Consider the following 19508-nt stretch of genomic DNA (forward strand, 5'->3'; position numbering starts at 1 on the left):
AAGGTGCCCTTGAACAACGAAGAAAGGATCGCAACGAATCATGGCTAATCCGTATCAGAAGTATAAAGATGAAAGCATTCTCTCCATGAGTCAGTCAGAGCTTCTTCTGCTCTGCTATGACGAGGCAATCACCAGTCTGAAGAAGGCGGAGATTGCGCTGGAGGATAAGGATTATGACCTTTTTGATGCAGCCATCGGTAAAGCTGGAAAGATTGTGCGCTATCTGACGATGACGCTCAATATGGAGCAGCCTTTGTCGCATGAACTGAAGAAGCTTTACAATTATGTAAACTTTGATTTGGGAAGACTCTATGCGGGCCGCGAGAGAAGAAAAGATGAGCTTCCGGCTCTGATTCAGATTCTTTCCGATCTGCGTGACGGATTCCGCGAGGCGAGCCTTATTGCGGGGAATATGGGCACTCCGCATGAATCGAAAATTGTCGGTTAATAGATTCGTTTCGGGGAGGTTATAAATGGCAGTTGTAGAAAACGATAACCTGATTGAACAGGTAGCGATCCTCCTGCAGCGAAGATATAACATTTTCACGGAAATATTGAATCTGACAAATGACCTCCTGGAGGCAGCGGGAAGAAGAGATGATGTTTCCGTCTCTCTTCTTCTGGATATGCGGCAGGAAAGTCTGGAAAAATGCGAAGAAAACTGGCAGGAACTCAGGCAGTTGGGGGAAAATCCATCCGGGGAGGCCAGGTATCTGAAAAAACTTGTTTTTCAGGATCCCGACGGAATTGAACCGACGAACCGGATGGAACATAAAATTCTGGATCTTCGCGTCCGGCTTCTGGACAGAATCCGGGAGGTAAAAGAAAAAGACCGGATGCTGAGTCTGAACATGGCTCAGGAGAAATCGTACTATTCGGGCAGAAATCGTTGACAGATGGTGAGGCACAACCCATGAATCAGAACATTTTTGAAGGAAAGCTGATCGTTACGATGGTCGGAAATACCCTGAGACAGGGAGATTTTCATCCGATCACGCAGGGGCAGGACTGGGAAAGACTCTTCCGCATCGCGGATTATCACAGAGTGGCGGGACTTATTTACCTGTTTCTTCTGGGATCCCCGATCGAGCTTCCGGATTCGTGGAGATCGAAGTTTTTTGACCGCTATCAGGATGCACTCCGGCATACCTCATCGTATGAAAATGAAGAAAGCGAGATTCTGAATCTGCTGAACCGGCGCGGCGTCAAGGCCACGATTCTTGGAAGCAGTTACATTAAGAAACTCTACGCAATTCCGGAGACCGCCGGGATCACGGCGCTCCGTCTGCTTTTGGACGATAACAGTTACGCGGTTGCCAAAGGCTTTCTGATTGATATGGGATACTCTCTGGAGAAATCGTTTCGGGGAGCGGGAGACCGGCTGATTTCGGAAAACGGTTTCGCGGTGGAACTGTATTACAAGATTCCGTTTTTTACAAAGAATTATCAGAGAGCAATGACAAAGGTTCTGAATGACGCCTATGTGATCGAGGAGATGCCGAACATCAAACGGCTGATCCGGGAAGGCGTGTATGCGTTTATGGCAGCCGAAATGGTCTGGAAATACTGCACAGATGAATTGAATTTCCGCTGCATGATGGATGTATGGCTGTTCGAACAGACATACCGAAGAGAGATGAACCAGAGAATTGTGGCGCAGTATCTGCATCAGTTCCGGATTGAAGATGTAGTGAACCGGCTGCTGACCATTTCTTCCATGTGGTTTGGAAGAAACCGGGAGAGCGAGATGTCGGAAAGCGATCTGATCATTTATGACGCGATGGAAAAGAAGATTTTTACCAGTGGCGTGGACGGTCAGGAAAAGATCGCGGAAGCGGCTGAGATCCGGTTGGAGATTCAGCGCTACCTGAATATGGAGGAAGAAGTGGAGCGGTCCAGTGCGATCCGGCACTGGTTCCATGATATGGCAGTCGCCGTGATGGACATGATCTATTGGGTCGTGCCGCCGTATCAGGAAATGTGTCTGATTTATCCGAAACTGGAACAGATGCCTTACCTGCTTCCGGGAGCCTGGGTGCTTCGCGGTCTGCAGATGCTCTTCCCTTCCCTGAAGAAGTCAAAAAAGAAAAATGGAGAAAATCCTGCCGAAGGCAGTGTAAAACCGGAGACGAAATCCGCTCCGGAGAATACGGAAAAACCGCAGTAATATTGATTGATCGAAGATCATTCCGGGCGCTCCCTGAAAAGGGAGCGCCTTTGTATTATGTCATGGCAAATTCTCCGATTTTCCGATGACATAACAGCGGGCCTCAAGGATGTGCGCGCCGCTGCAATCATATCGGACAAACCGTGACGGCCGTAAAAAAAGATTTGAGGGCGGGATACGGTCGCGGAAGGATGATGATATCACACATAACCGGAATCTATAAATAGAATGAATTGCGGTAATATAAAACAAAAACAACAAGAAAAATCCAAAAAGAAGAGGATAAAATGATATAATGCATAATAATGTGAAAAACGTGCAAAATTATCAAACAATAATATTGACATCCAATTGTCGTGGATATATCATACACATAAATGAGATGAATATATGGTATAGGTAAATCCTTATAACATCGATTTATGGGAATCGAAATGGTACCGATTTCATCTCGTGGGAAAAAGGGTAGTTGTAAATCGAAAGGGTAAAAAGGAGGTAGTGTCTATGACATCTGCTATGCTGACTGACCTGCTGAAGAGTCTCGGACTTCTTGGCGCTGCGTTGCTTTTGGGAACATTTCTCCGGGCAAAGATCGGAGTTTTCCAGAAAACGTTCATTCCTGCATCCGTAATCGGAGGATTTTTTCTTCTTCTGATCGGACCGCAGGCACTCAATCTCACCGGTGTTCTCGGAGTTCCGGCTGAATGGTATAATTATTATTCCATGATTCCGGGCATCCTGATTGTTCCGGTTGTAGCCGGCGTTCCGCTGGGACTTCGCCTCGGAAAGGGCGGTGACAGCGAACCGGGATTCATGAAGAACTGCTTTCCGCTGTACTTCATTGCGCTTGGCGTATCCATGGCACAGTTTGCAGTAGGTTATCTGGTACATACCTTTTTCCAGGGCTCCTTTGATCTGTACGATCAGTTCGGCATTGAGCTCGGTGTCGGCTATGTCGGCGGCCACGGAACGGCAGGAACACTCGGCAACACGCTGAAGGAAATGAACCTTCCGTACTGGGAGATCTCTCAGGGTGTATCCACCACAACCGCAACCTTCGGTATCGTCGGCGGTATCCTGATCGGTATTGTCCTGATCAACTGGGCGGCGAGAACCGGTCAGACCCAGATGCTTTCCAAGCCGGCGGACATTCCGGTTGAGTTCCGTCAGGGTTATCATTCCAACCCGGCAAAGCAGAATTCCTGTGGACGTGAGACAACACAGTCTTCTTCCATCGATGCGCTGGCATTCCACGCATCTCTGATCTTCCTTGCCTGCGGCGCGGCTTATCTCTGTGTTCAGGCGACCAAGGCAGCAAAAATTCCGGTGCTCAGCTCCATCTCCGTATGGGCTTACGGAATGATCTGTATGTTTATTATCTGGGGTATCATCTGCAAGCTGAAATGTGATTTCCTGGTAGACGGCGCGGTGAAGAGCCACATCACCGGATCCTTTACCGAGTTTGCGGTAACCGGCGCGGTTGCATCTCTTCCGATCAAGGCTGTTGCCGCATACATTGTTCCGATCATCGTTATGTGTGTCATCGGCTATGTGGTAACCACCGGATTCCTTGTATTCTTCTGCAAGAAGTACCTCAAGGGTTACTGGTTCGAGCAGATGGTAGGAACACTCGGAATGGCGACCGGCGTATTCATCACCGGAGTTCTTCTCCTTCGTATCTGTGATCCGGATCTGAAGAGCCCGGCACTGGCAAGCTATTCGCTGTCTTACACGGTAATGAGTGTAACGTATTTCGCACTGCTGAATATGTTCATTACTCTTCCGACAACACACGGCGTCATGACCGCAGTGATAGTGGCATGCGGCATCACACTGGCATGCGTCATCGGAGCCATTGCATCGAGCAGGATCTGCTTTGGCAAAGTTGAGAACAAAGAAGGAACAAAGGCAGCGGTTTAATGTTGAGATGAATCGGGAGGCACTGCAGGGATGCGGTGTCTCCTGATCATTTTAGATTATCGGAAGAAATCGGAAAAGTCTCCTTGATTCGGGTCCGGTAAATCCGGCTTAATGAAATGTTAAAACTAATTAATGTGACAGGGTGTCATTTTGCTGTATGATACATATATCGATGCTCAGGTCTTAGAAATGGAATTATGCAGGAGGTATCAAACATGAAGGAAAGGCTGTTAGAGGAGGCAAAGCATATCGAGCCGGAGCTGATCCGTATTCGCAGAGCGTTTCACGAGGAGCCGGAGATCAGTCGTCACGAAGTGAAAACGGCGGAAAAGATCCGGAAAGAACTGGAGGCGATTGGTGGTTTCAAGATCCGGACCGGAGTAGCCGGGAACGGTATTCTGGCAGATCTGGACGGAGGAAAACCGGGAAAGAAGATTGCGCTTCGAGCAGATATGGACGCACTTTCGATTCAGGAGGAGACCGGTCTTCCCTTTGCTTCGAAGAACGACGGCGTGATGCATGCCTGCGGCCATGACAATCACATGACCTGCCTTCTCGGTGCAGCGATGATCCTGAAAAAATACCAGTCAGAACTGCCGGGAAGTGTACGGCTGATCTTCCAGCCGGCGGAGGAGCTTTCCCCGACCGGCGGTTCCCGTGCCATGATTTCCGAAGGTGCGCTGGAAGATGTGGATGCGGTCTTCGGTCTCCATGTATTTCCGGACTGTACGGCAGGAAAGATCGCCGTCAAGGTGGGACCGCAGATGGCAGCCAGCGATCATTTTTCTATTCAGATCACCGGGGCAAGTTCACATGGGGCAATGCCGCATCAGGGCAAAGATGCGCTCCTGGCAGGCGCCCAGTTTGTGACCGCGGTACAGAACATCGTCAGCCGCAACACCGATCCGCTGGAGCCGTGTGTTGTCACCATCGGCATTATGAAGGCCGGAACCCGCTACAACATCGTTCCGGGAGAGTGCTATCTGGAGGGAACGGTTCGCACTTATTCGCCGGAAGTCCGGGCGACGGCAAAGAGGCGTCTTCGGGAAGTGCTGGACGGAATCTGCCTCGCCATGGGCTGCAGGGGAGAACTCAATTATGAGGATGGATACTGCGCACTGCGCAATGACCCGGTGAAGACGGAGTATATGCACGGCGTGATCCGGGATCTGTTCGGCGCGGAGAATGATCTGACACCGGAGAAACCGGCGATGACTGCGGAAGATTTTGCGTTCTATCTGGAAGAGAAGCCGGGGGCATTTGCATGGCTCGGAACCCAGGCGGAGGACGATCCGGAAGTATGGCCGCTGCACAGCAGCCGATATAAGGCCAATGAAGCTGTTCTCTGGAGAGGAGCCGCATTCCTTGCGGGACTTGTGATGGAGAGCGGTTCCATGAAATGACGCCGTCACGGTTTGATGACAGGCAATGCATGAAGTTCCTGTAAGTCTCTTCTGCAAGGTGAGGGGCGGAACCGAAGTCCTTTTGCAGATGTTAACCGAAACATTCATACCAAAAAGAAAAGAATCGGACACACCCCGAGCCCGGCGGCAGTTTTCCAAAGAAATGCAGTCGGAATCGGGGTGTTTTAGTTTCATAGGTAATTTCTCCGAAATTCCCTATGAAACTAAAACGGACTGCATCGGGATCGCATGTCATGCCGAAAAGACGGACTGCATCGGGAATGGAAGAAACGCGGGAAATCCGGGGATGTCCGGCGGGGGGGATGAATGTGCAGCAGAGAATGAAAAAATGGAAGAGAAATGAATGAAATTGATGAATTGATGCGGAATCTGTCTTTTGCTTGATTTTTTTTTGTGATTTGTTACAATGCAAATTGACAATTTCATAATGAGAGACTATTACGAAACGAGAGGTAATTCAACCATGAAAAAGTCACTTCTTTCGGGAGTCGCAGTCGCAGCTCTGTCTGCAGCACTCTGTGCATGCGGAGGCGGCAAGACAGCAGAGACAGGCGCGCAGGAGACGGTAACGTCCGGCGCAGCCGCGGAGTCCATTGGAGAAGGATCTTCTGCAGCAAGTAATTCTCTTTCAGAAAAACCAGCACCAGGCGGTAAGGTTGTATTCGGTATGACCCAGGACCTGGCTAGTCTTGACCCCCATGTAGATACGGACGCAGGAACTAGAGATGTGGTATTTAATTTGTACGAGGGGCTTGTCAAGCCATCCTCGACCGGTGAAATGATTCCGGCCGTTGCGAGTGATTATGAGATTTCCGATGACGCGAAGACGTACACATTTACGCTGCGCGACGGAATCAAATTCTCCGATGGTACGCCGGTAACGACAGATGATGTAAAATACAGTCTCGAACGATATGCGGAGAATCAGGGCGATTCGTCCGCATTTTCTAATATTGCGGACATTTCTGCGAAGGACGGCAAGATCGTGCTGACACTGAAAGAGGCCAATGCAGAACTTCTTCCGCTTATGGATGTTGCGATCATCCCGCAGAAAAACCAGGATCCGGCAAAGAGCCCCATCGGAACCGGCCCGTTCAAGTTTGAATCCTACACACCGGGTGAGGGAATCCGCCTGACCAGAAATGAGAATTATTGGCAGGAAGGCCTTCCGTACCTCGATGAGGTGGATTTCAAGTTTGTGCCGGACGTGGAGACCGAGTTTATGGATCTTCAGGCCGGAACCATCGACATCATGAAGTACATGACCAGCGATCAGATCGAGACGCTGGGAGCAGACAGCAATTATAACATTGTGGAGGGAAGCATGAATCTGGTACAGGGTCTGTACCTCAGCTCCTCCTATGAGCCGCTTTCCAAGCCGGAAGTCCGTCAGGCGCTCAGCTATGCCATCGACCGCGACGCCATCAACCAGTTCATGTTCAACGGCAAGAGCAAGGTGATCGGCACACACATGATTCCGGCGATGTCTTCGCTCTACAACAAAGATTGTGACGGCGTTTATACGCACGATGTCGAGAAGGCAAAAGAACTTTTAAAGGCAGCAGGATATGAGAACGGATTTGACCTGACCATCACGGTTCCGAACTCTTATCAGCAGCACATTGATACGGCAACCATCATCAAGGAACAGTTCGCGGAGATCGGCGTCAATGTCACACTGAATCCGGTGGAGTGGTCCGATTGGCTGCAGAACACCTACCGCGGCGGAAACTTCCAGGCCACCGTTGTTGGTTTTGACGGAACACTTGCTCCGGAAAGCTGGCTGAAGAAGTACACCACAAATGCTTCCAATAATTTTGTTCATTACTCCAACAGCGAGTATGACGAGACTTATGCGAAGGCGGCTGCTTCCGTGGATCAGGCGGAGAAGACGGAACTTTACAAGAAGTGCCAGAAGATTCTGACCGACGATGCCGCTTCGGTGTATATTCAGGACCCGGCAAATCTGGTTGCAGTGAACAAGAAATTTGCCGGCTACACATTCTATCCGACATCTGCTGAGGATATGAGTGTGCTTTATCAGGTTTCCAAGTAATCGGAGAATGATAAAGCCGGGGCGGATCAGCCCCGCAAAAAGCAGAAAACTGATGTTAGACGCAAAGTCTTTGTGTGAGACTTTGTGATGAATAGAAAGTCGAAATGCATCGGGACCTGTCACCCCGACGAATCAGGAGAAACGAGGACATGAAAAAAATTATCCGTAAAATTATCACTCTCATTATCACATTGTTATGTATCTCGTTTCTCACTTTTTCGGCTTTTTCCATCATTCCGGGAGATGCTGCGGCCAATAAGCTGGGCAAGGAAGCGACTGCCGAGAGAATCGAGCAGCTCCGGGAAGAGATGGGGCTGAATGATCCGCTCCCGGTCCGCTATGGAAGATGGCTGTCCGGTGCAGTACAGGGGGATTTCGGCGAGTCGTACCGTTATGACGGAAGAACGGTTCAGTCCTTGATTGCAAGGAGACTTCCGATCACGGTGCTTCTCGCGGGCATCTCGCTCGTCATTATCATTATCGTATCCGTACCGCTGGGCATTCTCAGCGCCCGGTTTTCCGGCCGGTTTGTGGACATTTTCAGTTCGCAGCTGACGCAGGTGATCATGGCGGTACCGTCTTTCTTTCTGGGAATTCTGATGACGTATGTGTTCGGTCTGGTTCTTCACTGGTATCAGCCCGGAAAATTTGTCTCCCCGGATGAAAATCTGTGGGCTTCCCTGCAATATCTGTTTTTCCCGGCACTTGCCATCGCGCTTCCGAAGATTGCGATGACCATGCGCTTTCTGCGGAATTCCGTGCTGACGGAGATGCGCAAGGACTATGTCCGCACGGCCACCAGCAAGGGAATGGATGAAAACCGCATTCTTTATCACCACGTGCTGAAAAATGCGCTGATCCCGGTTGTCACTTTTGTGGCAATGGTTGTGGCGGAGATTCTGGCCGGATCGCTGGTTGTGGAGCAGGTGTTCTCGGTTCCGGGCATCGGCATTCTGCTGATCAGTTCTATTTCGAGCCGGGATTATCCGGTTGTTCAGGCCCTTGTTCTCTACATCACCAGTGTCGTCGTAATTCTGAATTTTCTGGTGGATGTAATCTATGAAGCGCTGGATCCGAGAGTCCGCGTATGACGCTGCGGGCGGTCGGCCCGCGCGGAAACTGAGGGCAAGTTTTAACCGAAAACCGGTATTGGGAGAAAAAAATGAAACGCAATTATAATCTGATCATCGGACTCGCCATCACGGCCCTTTTTCTGGTGATGGCGGTGGTAGGTCAGTTCTGGACACCCTATAATGTCACATCCATGAATTCTGCCGCAGCGAAGCTTGCGCCCAGCGCGGCCCATCTGATGGGCACGGATAAATTCGGAAGAGATGTCTTCAGCCGGATTATGAACGGAAGCGGGACGACCTTTTTCGTCGCCGTCTGTGTTGTCATGATCGGTGTGTTTTTTGGAACCGTCATCGGCGCTCTGACCGGATATTTCGGCGGACTGTTCGATAACATTGTGATGAGAATCAACGACATCCTGTTATCCTTTCCCAGCATTCTTCTGGCGCTGATCTTTATCAGCCTGTTCGGATCGGGGCGTTACCGTGTGATCCTCGCCCTCGGCGTCCTGTTTGTGCCGAGTTTTGCCCGGATTGTGCGCAGTGAGGTTATCCGCGCCAAAGAACTGGATTATGTCAAGAGTGCGAAGATCATCGGCGTCTCCACGCCGAGGATCATTTTTGCCCATATCCTGCCCAACGGCTGGGTCAGCATGCTGACCACCAGCGCCATCGGTTTCAACAATGCGGTTCTGGCCGAGGCATCCATGAGTTATCTCGGTCTCGGCGTTCAGCCGCCGGAGCCGAGCCTTGGACTGATGCTCTCGGAGTCTCAGGCGTCCCTGTTCAATATGCCGTGGTGCGCGGTTTTTCCGGGACTGACGATTATTATGATTATTCTCGGCTTCAGCCTGATCGCTGAGGGGCTGAGAAAGATGCAGGAGTAAGCTATGGATGAGTTATTGTTGCAGGTGAAGGATCTGACAGTCAGTTTTCCGGGGAGAAAAAAAGACGACCCGCGTGAGACTGCGGTAAACCACCTGAGTTTTGATATTCACAGAGGAGAGATTGTCGGCGTTGTGGGTGAGTCCGGCTCCGGCAAATCCCTCAGCGCGCTTTCCATCATGGATCTCCTGCCGAAAGATGCGAGAATCGACGGGGGGGAGATTCTGTTTGAAGGGGAGGATCTCCTGAAAATGCCGCCGGAAACACGCCGGAAACTCAAGGGATTCAAGATGGGCATGGTGTTCCAGGAACCGATGACGAGTCTCAATCCGGTAATGAAAATTGAAGAACAGGTGGGAGAAAACCTGGTGCTTCACACGAACTGCAGGCCGGATGAGATCCACACCCGGGTGGTGGAGGCTCTCTGTTCCGTCGGACTGGAGGACGCGGAAGTGATCTGCCGGAAGTATCCCCATGAGCTCTCCGGGGGAATGCGGCAGAGAGTCATGCTGGCGCTGGCAGCCATCTGTTCTCCGGAACTGATCATCGCCGATGAGCCGACGACTGCTCTGGACGTCGTGGTTCAGGAGCAGATCCTGAATCTTCTGCGCAAATACAACCGGGAGAAACATGTGGCGATCCTGTTCATTTCCCATGATCTGAATGTCATCCGCCGCCTCTGTGAGCGGACCATCGTCGTGTATCACGGAAATATTGTGGAGCAGGGAAACACCGCGGAAGTGATGGAACACCCGCAGCATGAGTACACGAAAACACTGGTGGCGCGGATTCCGGAACGGCATGAGGACGGAGAGAATACGGAAAATGTGCTGAGTCTGGAGCATCTGGACGTGTACTATGAGATGGGCGGCAGTTTCTTCCGGCGCAAGAGCCGAAAGCACGTGATTCATGACATGAGTTTTAACGTCCATGACGGTGAGATCCTCGGCATCGTGGGCGAGAGCGGATGCGGAAAGAGTACACTCTCCAAAGTGATTTTGGGACTTCACAAGGATTACACCGGAACCGTCAGGATGCGGGAAGGGCTCCGGCCGCAGATGGTATTTCAGGACCCGTTCGGCTCCCTGAATCCGGCCCGGAAGATCGGCTGGATCATGGAGGAGCCGCTGAAGGTCCGGGGAATCCGGGATGCGGATGAGCGGAAGCGGATGGTCCGGGAAATGCTGGAGGACTGCGGTCTCGATCCGTCGTTTGCGGACCGTTATCCGCGGGAACTCTCCGGCGGACAGCGGCAGCGGATCAGCATCGGCACAGCTCTTCTGATGGACACCGGTTTTATCATTGCCGATGAACCGGTCTCCGCGCTGGATGTCACGGTTCAGTCGCAGATTATCAAGCTGATCATGGATCTTCACGAGAAGAAGCATACTACGATCATGTTCATTTCCCACGATCTGGATCTGGTGCGCCGGATCTGCCGTCGGGTTCTGGTGATCTATCGCGGAGAGATCGTGGAGGCAGGGCGTTCGTCGGAGGTTTATGAGAATCCGGCGCATCCGTACACAAAAATGCTGCTGGCGGCCACGAGGGATGACGACAGGATGCGTCTGACATCCTCTCTGATGGAGAAGACTCAGGATGCGGATGTCAAGGTTCCGGAGAATTTCCCCGGCTGTCCGTTCATTCTCCGCTGTGCGAAGCACAGGGAGGATTGTGCGCATCGCAAGCCGGATATCGTCTCTCTCAGCAGCCGCCATTCCGCACGATGCACCTATGCCGGCGGGAAAAAGGATGGAGAGGACGCTTCACTTTAAAACTTTAAAGAAATATCATAAAAGGTATTGACAAATGTTTCCGCTGAGTTTATGATGCACACATAACCGATGAGAAAGAGGAGTAAGTTTCACAGGAACTTTTCAGAGAGCGGTGCGTATGGTGTGAGCACGGCAGGGGATGTGATTCCGAATGGACTTTCGAGGGCGCTCAGGAAAGCCGAAGGGCTGTATGGAGCGACGGAGACCGCAACCGTTATCTTAGCGGCATGTATGTTGGTACATGAGATGAGAGGACCGGAAGGTCAATTTGGGTGGTACCGCGGATTTTATCAATTCGTCCCAGACGCAGGATACTGTGTCTGGGGCTTTTTTTATTTCATAGAAAATTTCTCCGAAATTCCCTATGAAACAAAAACGCTCCGCGAGCAGATTTATCCGATTGATCGGACACGCAGACCGGCGCGCAGCAGAAGATCCTGCAGACACGATTCATTATCATCATCAGGAGGAGAAAAACTATGAAGAGACGTAATCTGACAGCAGCACTTGTAATGGGAACAATGGCAGCAGGAATTCTTGCCGGATGCGGCGGCGCTCAGAAGACTGCCGGGACCGGGGCTTCTTCCGCCGCAGCGGAAACCGCGGCTTCTTCCGGGGCGGAGACTGCCGGGGAGACCACACAGGACGCTGCCGGAAAGAAAGAATTCAAGGTCGGCATCGTTCAGTTCATGGATCATCCGTCCTTAAATCAGATTGAAGAGAATCTGGAAAAAGAACTGGATAAGATTGCTCAGGAGAAGGGCGTAACCTTCAACTACAAAGATTATACACACAACGGTCAGGGCGATGCGACGATTCTGAATCAGATCGGTTCCCAGCTCATTGCGGATGAGGTGGACGTGATCGTTCCGATCGCCACACCGGCGGCGCAGGTGATGCAGTCTGCGGCGGAAGATTCCGCTATCCCGATTGTGTTCAGCGCCGTTTCCGATCCGGTGGGGGCAAAACTGGTGGCAGATATGAAGAAGCCGGGTGCCAATATCACCGGAACTTCCGATGCGCTGAATACCAACGCGATTATGGATCTGATCCTGGCACTCAACCCGGATGCCAAGAAGATCGGCCTCCTCTACTCGAAGAGTGAGGACAGTTCCGCACAGCCGATTGCCGATGCGAAAAAGTATCTGGAAGGAAAGGGCATCAGCTGTGTGGAGAAGACCGGAACAACCTCCGATGAGGTTTCCGCAGCGGTGGATGCGCTGATCGCCGAGGGTGTGGATGCGGTATTCACTCCGACGGACAACACTGTACAGAGCGCGGAACTCGGTTTCTATGAGAAGCTTGCCGAGGCAAAGATTCCGCACTATGCCGGTGCGGATTCCTTCGCACTCAACGGCGCGTTCTGCGGATACGGCGTGGATTACGCAAATCTCGGCGTTGCAACCGCGGATATGGTGGCGGAGATCCTCGTGGACGGCAGGAAGCCGGCAGAGACAGCCGTACAGACCTTTGACAACGGCATCGCAACGGTGAACACCGATACCGCCGCAGCCATCGGCATTGATCTGGCACAGGTCAGAACCGCATTTACCCCGTTCTGCACACAGATTGCCGAGATCAAGACACAGAAGGAATTCAAAAACTAAGAGTCGAAACACCATAAATATGATATGATCACTGTCGGGAACATTTGTGAAACAATGTTCCCGACAGGTGTGTTTACGCATCACAGGGATTCGAGGGCGTCAACACACGGAGAGTTGGCAAATATTGGATACAGGGAGGTCACAACATGACTGGATTTCTCACTGCGGGGATCGTCACGACGGCATTTGAAGTCGGCCTGATCTACGCACTGGTAGCATTGTCCTTATTCATCAGTTTCACGATTCTGAATATCTGCGATCTGTCCACCGACGGATGTTACACATTCGGATGCGCGGTGGGGGCGGTGGTCACCATCGCCGGACACCCGATTCTCGCGATCTTTGCGGCAATGCTTGCCGGTATTCTATCCGGCGCGGTCACAGCGGTACTTCAGACCAAGTTTGGCGTCCAGTCCATTCTGGCCGGCATCATCGTCAACACCGCGCTTTATACCGTGAATCTGGCGGTGATGGGATTCTCCTCCAACTTATCCATTTTCGGAACCGACACGGTCTTTTCTCTGGTGAAGGGGATTTCCGCGGGTCCTGTCTGGAGACAGTGGAGTTCTCTGATCTTTCTGGCGGTTCTGGTGCTTGGAATCTGCTTTCTGTTAAAGGAGTTCCTGCGGACCAGACTCGGTCTTTCCCTTCGCGCCACCGGCGACAGCCCGGCGATGGTGCGGGCATCCTCCATCAATCCGGCATTTACCGTCACGGTGGGACTCTGTGTGTCGAATTCACTGACCGGACTTGCAGGATGTCTGATCGGACAGTACAATAAGACCTGCGACATCAATCTCGGAACGGGCATGGTTACCATCGCGTTGGCGTCCCTGATCATCGGAGAGAGCATGACGGGCCGCTGCCGCAGAATGCTGCCGAAGATCCTGGGTGTGGTGCTCGGATCCTGCCTTTACCGCTTTATCATTGCCGTTGCGCTCCGTCTCAATGTTCCGACGGAGGCGTTCAAACTGGTTTCCGCTGTCATTGTCGCGGCGGCCATCGTAGTGCCGAAGGCAAAAGTGATGCTTCGGAAGAAAGGCACAAGAAGACGCCTGGCGGCGGGGGACGCAGTGCAGACAGAGGACGGAGGTATCGGGGAATGAGTATGCTTAAGATCACGAACATCAGCAAGACGTTCAATGCCGGCTCCGTCAATGAGAAGCTTGCGCTGGACCGCCTCAGCCTGACGATGAATCAGGGGGATTTTGCCACCATCGTCGGATCGAACGGTGCCGGAAAATCGACGCTGTTCAATGCGATCGCCGGTGTGTTTGAGACTGATGACGGTATCATTGAGCTGGACGGACGGGATATCACTTTTGAGAAAGAGCATAAGCGAAGCCGTTACATCGGCCGCCTTTTTCAGGACCCCATGATGGGAACGGCGCCGCACATGACCATCGAAGAGAACCTTGCGGTCGCGTACCTCCGCGCGTCGGAGGGGACGCATTTTCTAAGCCGTGTGTCCAAAAAGGAGAGGGAGCGGTTCCGTGAGAAACTTGCGCTTTTGAAGATGGGACTGGAGGACCGGATGGAGAATCCGGTGGGGCTGTTGTCCGGCGGACAGCGGCAGGCACTGACACTTCTCATGGCGACGCTGGTTACGCCGAAGCTTCTGCTTCTGGATGAGCATACGGCAGCGCTGGATCCGGCGACGGCGGAAAAAGTCCTGGATCTCACGAAAACGATTGTAAAAGAAAAGAACATTACCTGCCTGATGGTCACGCACAATATGAACCAGGCTTTGGAACTCGGCAACCGCACGCTGATGATGAATGCCGGCCGCATTGTCTTCGACGTATCCGGAGAGGAACGAAGGGGCATGACGGTGGACGACCTGCTTCAGAAATTTGCGGCCGGGGCAGGAGAGGATTTCAACAATGACCGTATCCTGCTATCCACAAAGCAGAATACCTGATCTGCAGGCATTGAACCCGGTCTCATGCCTGCGGAACGCCTTGGGGATGCCGCGGTCCCGGACAAAACGCGCGAAGCGTGAGGGAACCGGACCGGCAGCGGGATATGCGTGTTGAGGCATGAAGACGGAAAAATAGTTCATGCGCGGGAAATGGAGCAGACATGAGAGAGAGCAGAAAGAGAGAACAGAAAACGGTTCGGGCGTCACACTTGGGAAGCGTGGTACTCGGCGCGATCGCCGGGATGACGGTGATTGTGGTGGCGGCCAGTGCGGCAGCCACCATTTTTCCGGAGGTGTTTCAGCTCCGGGATGTCCGGGTGGAGACCGAAGCACCGGAGGTGGCGACCCTTCCGCCGGAGAAAGAGGAAGAAGATTTCGTGATCTCTCATGAGACGGAAGCGGCGGAGACCGCGGCGGCAGAAACCACGGCGGCGGAGAGTTCGGAGGCGGATCTGGCGGCTGAGGCGCAGAAGGCGGCGGAAGAGGCTGCCAGGGAAGCGGCCACAAGGGCCGGTGTGACAGAAGCCGAGGGACCGGCGTCGGAGACGACGAGGGCTCACGAAGCGACGAAAGAGACAAAGCCGGAAGGACCGGCCGGCCCGGGGGCTGAGACCGATTCTCCGGGGGCAAGAGAAAAGAAGGAAGCTTCCAAAGAAGAAAAGAAAGAAAACGGAAGAGAAAATGAAAATGTGACGCCGGGCAGCGGGAAGCCGGAGGGCAGCCTGCCCGCAGAAAGCGGTCCGGGAGCGGAATAAAAGGAGAGAGTTATGGAACTAACGTGGATGCAGTTTGCGGTTATTCTGCCGCTGGTCGGCCTGGCCGGTTTTGTCGATGCGATCGCCGGGGGCGGCGGTCTGATCTCTCTTCCGGCATATATGATCGGAGGACTTCCGGCACATGCCGCGATTGCGACGAATAAGCTCAGCTCCTTTATGGGGACCTCGGTGGCGACCGGAAACTATGTAAAAAAAGGATTTGTCAACTGGAAATACGCCGGCATCGGCGCGTTCTGTGCCCTGATCGGATCGTCCGTCGGCGCCAATATCGCTCTTATGATCAGCGATCATATTCTGAAGATTGCCATGCTGTTTCTTTTACCGGCCATTGCGGTTTATCTGGCAAAGCGGAAGGATTTTGCTCCGATCGGAAAAGAACCGGCCGAGCATGGGAAAATGTTCGTCACCGCAGCAGCCGGCCTGATCATCGGACTCTATGACGGCCTGTACGGACCGGGAACGGGGACATTTTTGCTGCTGATTCTGACCGGTTTTGCACACATGAAGCTGACGGAGGCAAACGGGGCGACGAAGGTGATCAATCTGACCACCAATATTGCATCTCTGGTCGTGTATCTGATGAACGGACAGCCGGTCATCATTCTCGGCCTGTGCGCCGGCGTGTGCAACATGATCGGCAATTATCTCGGATCCAACTTCTTCAGCAGCAAAGGCGCAGGGGCGGTGCGGCCGATTATGTTCGTCGTACTGGGAATTTTCTTTGTGAAAGTTCTGTATGATCTGCACCTGTTCGGCTGATCCGGCAGGACGGAAAACGGAAGGATAAAAGAAGAACTCTTTCAGTGACAGGCAGGAAAGACGGCTGCGGAAAGCCGCCTTTCCTGCCTGTTTGTTTGCGGGCGTTGTTCTGCACCGATTCTTTCAAAACTTTCCGGGCTTTGTGCATTAAATACAATTTGTAATGGGAAAAATCCGGATAAAAATGTGCAATACGGGTAAAAACTGAAACTATTTTCAAAATAGCAAAGCACTGTTGAAAATAATTTCAAACAAACCTATACTGAACTTACCAAGCCAAAGGAGGAGAACATGAACGAGAAAGTGAAACAGATGCAGGACAGTCTGATCGTTTCCTGTCAGGCACTGGAACATGAACCGCTCCATTCTTCTTTCATCATGGGCCGCATGGCAAAAGCCGCCAAAGAGGGCGGCGCCAGGGGGATCCGGGCAAACACGGTTGAGGATATCCTTGAGATCCGCAAGAATGTGGACCTGCCGATCATCGGCATTATCAAGCGGGATTATCCGGACTGTGATGTCTACATCACGCCGACGATGAAGGAAGTGGATGAGCTGATGGCGGTAAAGCCGGAGATCATCGCACTGGATGCGACCAAACGGCCGAGACCGGACGGAAAAACACTGGATGAGTTTTTCCGGGAGGTACGTCGAAAATATCCGGATCAGCTTTTTATGGCGGACTGTTCCTCGATTGAGGAGGCGATCCACGCCGACGAGATCGGATTTGATTTTCTGGGAACGACGATGGTAGGTTACACGCCATACACGAAGGATGAGCACATTGAGAGCCATACCTTTGAGATCATTCGTCAGATCCTGAAAAAGGCCAAACATCCGGTCATCGCGGAGGGTAATATCGACACTCCGGCGAAGGCGCGGGAGGTTCTGGATCTGGGCTGCTACGCGGTTGTGGTAGGCGGTGCGATTACAAGACCGCAGAATATCACTCGGAGATTTGTGGAAGCTGTCAATGACAGACCAAGGTACTGATGGAAAAATACGAACATAGTCTTTTGCCGAAGATTGAGGCGAATTACAGCGAGTTTACCAATATCGAAAAGAATATAGCCGCGTTCTTTCTGAGAGATGATTATCTTCCCGGAAATGATTATACGGCGGATTCGGTGTGCAGGAAGCTCTATGTTTCACCGGCATCGCTGACGCGCTTCTCAAAAAAACTCGGATTTACCGGTTACCGGGAATTCATCTACGAGTTTCAGAATGAGCGCAGAAACCGGAGACCGGACAGCAGGGATACGGAGATCGTTTTGGATACCTATCAGGAAATGCTGACGAAGGCGTACAGCCTGATCGACCAGGATCAGATCGACCGGATCATCCGGAGCATTCGATCACACCGCAGAATCTTTATCTACGGACTCGGAAGCTCGGGACTTGCAGCGCAGGAGTTCAAAAGCCGCTTCGTGCGGCTGGGCGTTGATGCGGATGCGGTGGTGGATTCCCACTCCCTTCTGATGAATGCCGCAAGGCTTGGGGAAGAGGCGCTGGTCATCGGAATCAGTTACAGCGGAGCGACGGAAGAGGTCATCGACGCCATGTATAAGGCTGTCAAGCGCGGCGCGGAGACAATTCTGATCACCTCGAGAAATGACAACACATTTCACGAGCTGTTCAACGAGGTTGTTCTCTGTGCAGTCAAAAAGAATCTGGAGTACGGAGATCTGATCTCCCCGCAGTTCCCGGTTCTCGTGCTGATTGACCGGATCTACGCGGGTTATGTCCGTGAAAACAATCAGAACAAGCAGATTTATGATGAAACGGTGGAACAGTTTGTCGACCGTTACATCAAATTCGATCAGCGGATCGATTTCGAAAACAAAGACAGGTAAAAGGGGAATTGGAGGTAATCAAATGCAAACGTTACAGGTTATTCTGATTTTGGCAATATTTGTTGCCGGCGTTGTCCTGATGATGACAAAGAAACTTCCGGCAATTCTGGCACTGCCGGTGATGGGAATTCTCATCGCGGCGGCAGCCGGTGTACCTTTTGTTTCTTCCGATAAGGAGACACAGACCATCACGAATTTTGTTATCACACAGGGCGCGGCGAAACTCGGCGGCACCATCGTTGTCACAATCTTCGGCGCTATTTTTGCCAGAGTGATTCAGAAAGAGGGAATCTCGGATGCCATCATCCGCAAGGCGGCAGAGCTGGCCGGCGATAAGGCCATTGCCATCGCTCTCGCGCTGACCGCGGCTACCGCCATCATCTTCACATCCATGAGCGGAGCAGGTCCGGTGATCATGGTTTCCCAGATTGCCATTCCGCTGATGCTGTCCGCGGGCATTGCCCCGGTTGCGGCGGCAAGCCTTGTACTGTTCGGCCTGAACATCGGCCTTCTCTTTAACGTTTCCCAGTATCAGCTCTATGTGGACACCATCGGCATGGAGATGAGCGTGATCAAGAGCACTTCTCTCGTGATGGGCGTTGTCTGCATTCTGGTAACCGTTGCGTACATTTTTGTGAACGTTAAGAAGACAGAGGGCGCACACTGGGCAATGCAGGCTCCTAGCGCGAAGGTATCCCCGATCGCCATGGTGATGCCGCTTCTTCCGGTGCTTCTGGTATTCCTGTTTAAGATGGATGCCAATGTTGCACTGCTGATTTCGATTCTTGTCACATCTCTCATCACAAAGCCGTCCGAGACCGTTCAGGTTATCTCCGGATCCGTTGTGGAGGGAATCAAGGATGTTGCCGGTGTTATCGCGCTGATGATGGGAATCGGCATTCTCTTAAACGGTGTGGCGGCAAAGGCTACTTCTGCTCTCATGCAGCCGGTGATCGGAGCCATCCTTCCGTCGGATAAGATCGTCTATGTCATCCTCTTCACCGTACTGTCTCCGCTGGCTTTGTACAGAGGTCCGCTCAACATGTACGGTCTCGGAAGCGGTCTTGCCAACATTTTCCTGCAGGCAGGCTCTCTTTCCGCATCGGCAGTCGGAATGGCACTGCGCAGCACCAGCGTGGTTCAGTGCGTATCCGATCCCACCAACACGCAGAACGTTATCGTGGCAGATTATGCGAAGGTTGATGTCAATGACATCCTGAAGTCCACACTGCCGTATACCATGGTGATGGCACTTGCGATCCTGGTTTACACCGCAGCAGTACATTTCTGATAAA

Annotated in this window: 18 protein-coding genes and 1 other annotated feature; all 18 genes read left to right on the top strand. The window is 52.2% G+C overall.

The genetic code is table 11. The features are described 5' to 3' along the window. Positions 1-40 precede the first annotated feature (40 nt). The 18 genes from fliS (at position 41) to BMW41_RS02640 (ending at position 19504) form a co-directional block, all read left to right on the top strand. A complete protein-coding gene (fliS, locus tag BMW41_RS02555) occupies positions 41-448 on the top strand; it encodes a flagellar export chaperone FliS (RefSeq protein ID WP_074648597.1) in 408 nt (135 codons plus the stop codon). A gap of 25 nt (positions 449-473) precedes the next feature. Beyond that, positions 474-893 carry a hypothetical protein gene (locus tag BMW41_RS02560; protein ID WP_074648599.1) on the top strand — a complete coding sequence of 140 codons (420 nt, stop codon included), beginning with the start codon at positions 474-476 and terminating at the stop codon, positions 891-893. 20 nt (positions 894-913) lie between these two features. Next, positions 914-2167 carry a nucleotidyltransferase family protein gene (locus tag BMW41_RS02565; RefSeq protein WP_074648601.1) on the top strand — a complete coding sequence of 418 codons (1254 nt, stop codon included), beginning with the start codon at positions 914-916 and terminating at the stop codon, positions 2165-2167. 504 nt (positions 2168-2671) lie between these two features. Further along, positions 2672-4087: a sodium/glutamate symporter family protein gene (locus BMW41_RS02570; RefSeq protein WP_074648603.1), complete on the top strand. Its 1416-nt coding sequence runs from the start codon at positions 2672-2674 to the stop codon at positions 4085-4087. A 215-nt stretch (positions 4088-4302) separates the two neighbouring features. Further along, positions 4303-5490, top strand: a complete 1188-nt coding sequence (locus tag BMW41_RS02575) for a M20 metallopeptidase family protein (RefSeq protein ID WP_074648605.1) — start codon at positions 4303-4305, stop codon at positions 5488-5490. An 88-nt stretch (positions 5491-5578) separates the two neighbouring features. Further along, positions 5579-5854: a hypothetical protein gene (locus BMW41_RS14730; protein WP_207646863.1), complete on the top strand. Its 276-nt coding sequence runs from the start codon at positions 5579-5581 to the stop codon at positions 5852-5854. A 120-nt stretch (positions 5855-5974) separates the two neighbouring features. Beyond that, positions 5975-7567 (top strand): ABC transporter substrate-binding protein, encoded by a 1593-nt coding sequence (locus BMW41_RS02585; protein WP_074648609.1) that lies wholly within the window; start codon positions 5975-5977, stop codon positions 7565-7567. A gap of 149 nt (positions 7568-7716) precedes the next feature. After that, entirely contained in the window at positions 7717-8658 is a 942-nt protein-coding gene (locus BMW41_RS02590; RefSeq protein WP_074648611.1) for an ABC transporter permease, read from the top strand. A 71-nt stretch (positions 8659-8729) separates the two neighbouring features. Next, positions 8730-9524: an ABC transporter permease gene (locus BMW41_RS02595; protein WP_074648613.1), complete on the top strand. Its 795-nt coding sequence runs from the start codon at positions 8730-8732 to the stop codon at positions 9522-9524. A gap of 3 nt (positions 9525-9527) precedes the next feature. Then, positions 9528-11297 (top strand): dipeptide ABC transporter ATP-binding protein, encoded by a 1770-nt coding sequence (locus BMW41_RS02600; protein WP_074648615.1) that lies wholly within the window; start codon positions 9528-9530, stop codon positions 11295-11297. Between the two features lie 60 nt (positions 11298-11357). Then, positions 11358-11603: a binding site (T-box leader), on the top strand. Positions 11604-11776: 173 nt separating this feature from the next. Then, positions 11777-12904 (top strand): ABC transporter substrate-binding protein, encoded by a 1128-nt coding sequence (locus BMW41_RS02605; protein WP_074648617.1) that lies wholly within the window; start codon positions 11777-11779, stop codon positions 12902-12904. A gap of 146 nt (positions 12905-13050) precedes the next feature. Further along, positions 13051-14010 (top strand): ABC transporter permease, encoded by a 960-nt coding sequence (locus BMW41_RS02610; RefSeq protein WP_074648619.1) that lies wholly within the window; start codon positions 13051-13053, stop codon positions 14008-14010. Positions 14011-14012: 2 nt separating this feature from the next. Next, positions 14013-14825 (top strand): ABC transporter ATP-binding protein, encoded by an 813-nt coding sequence (locus tag BMW41_RS02615; RefSeq protein WP_074648695.1) that lies wholly within the window; start codon positions 14013-14015, stop codon positions 14823-14825. Positions 14826-14986: 161 nt separating this feature from the next. After that, on the top strand, positions 14987-15580 hold the full coding sequence (locus BMW41_RS02620; protein ID WP_074648620.1) for a hypothetical protein: 594 nt from the start codon (positions 14987-14989) through the stop codon (positions 15578-15580). Positions 15581-15592: 12 nt separating this feature from the next. Then, the gene (locus BMW41_RS02625; protein ID WP_074648622.1) at positions 15593-16360 is read left to right on the top strand and encodes a sulfite exporter TauE/SafE family protein; all 768 of its coding nucleotides are present in this window, start codon (positions 15593-15595) and stop codon (positions 16358-16360) included. Positions 16361-16651: 291 nt separating this feature from the next. After that, positions 16652-17353 carry an N-acetylmannosamine-6-phosphate 2-epimerase gene (locus BMW41_RS02630; RefSeq protein ID WP_074648624.1) on the top strand — a complete coding sequence of 234 codons (702 nt, stop codon included), beginning with the start codon at positions 16652-16654 and terminating at the stop codon, positions 17351-17353. After that, positions 17353-18213, top strand: a complete 861-nt coding sequence (locus BMW41_RS02635) for a MurR/RpiR family transcriptional regulator (protein ID WP_074648626.1) — start codon at positions 17353-17355, stop codon at positions 18211-18213. The genes BMW41_RS02630 and BMW41_RS02635 overlap by 1 nt, the downstream gene beginning before the upstream one ends. Before the next feature lie 22 nt (positions 18214-18235). Continuing rightward, a complete protein-coding gene (locus BMW41_RS02640) occupies positions 18236-19504 on the top strand; it encodes a transporter (protein WP_074648628.1) in 1269 nt (422 codons plus the stop codon). Positions 19505-19508 lie beyond the last annotated feature (4 nt).

It is taken from the genome of [Clostridium] aminophilum (assembly GCF_900101295.1).
GTDB lineage: Bacteria > Bacillota > Clostridia > Lachnospirales > Lachnospiraceae > Clostridium_R > Clostridium_R aminophilum_A.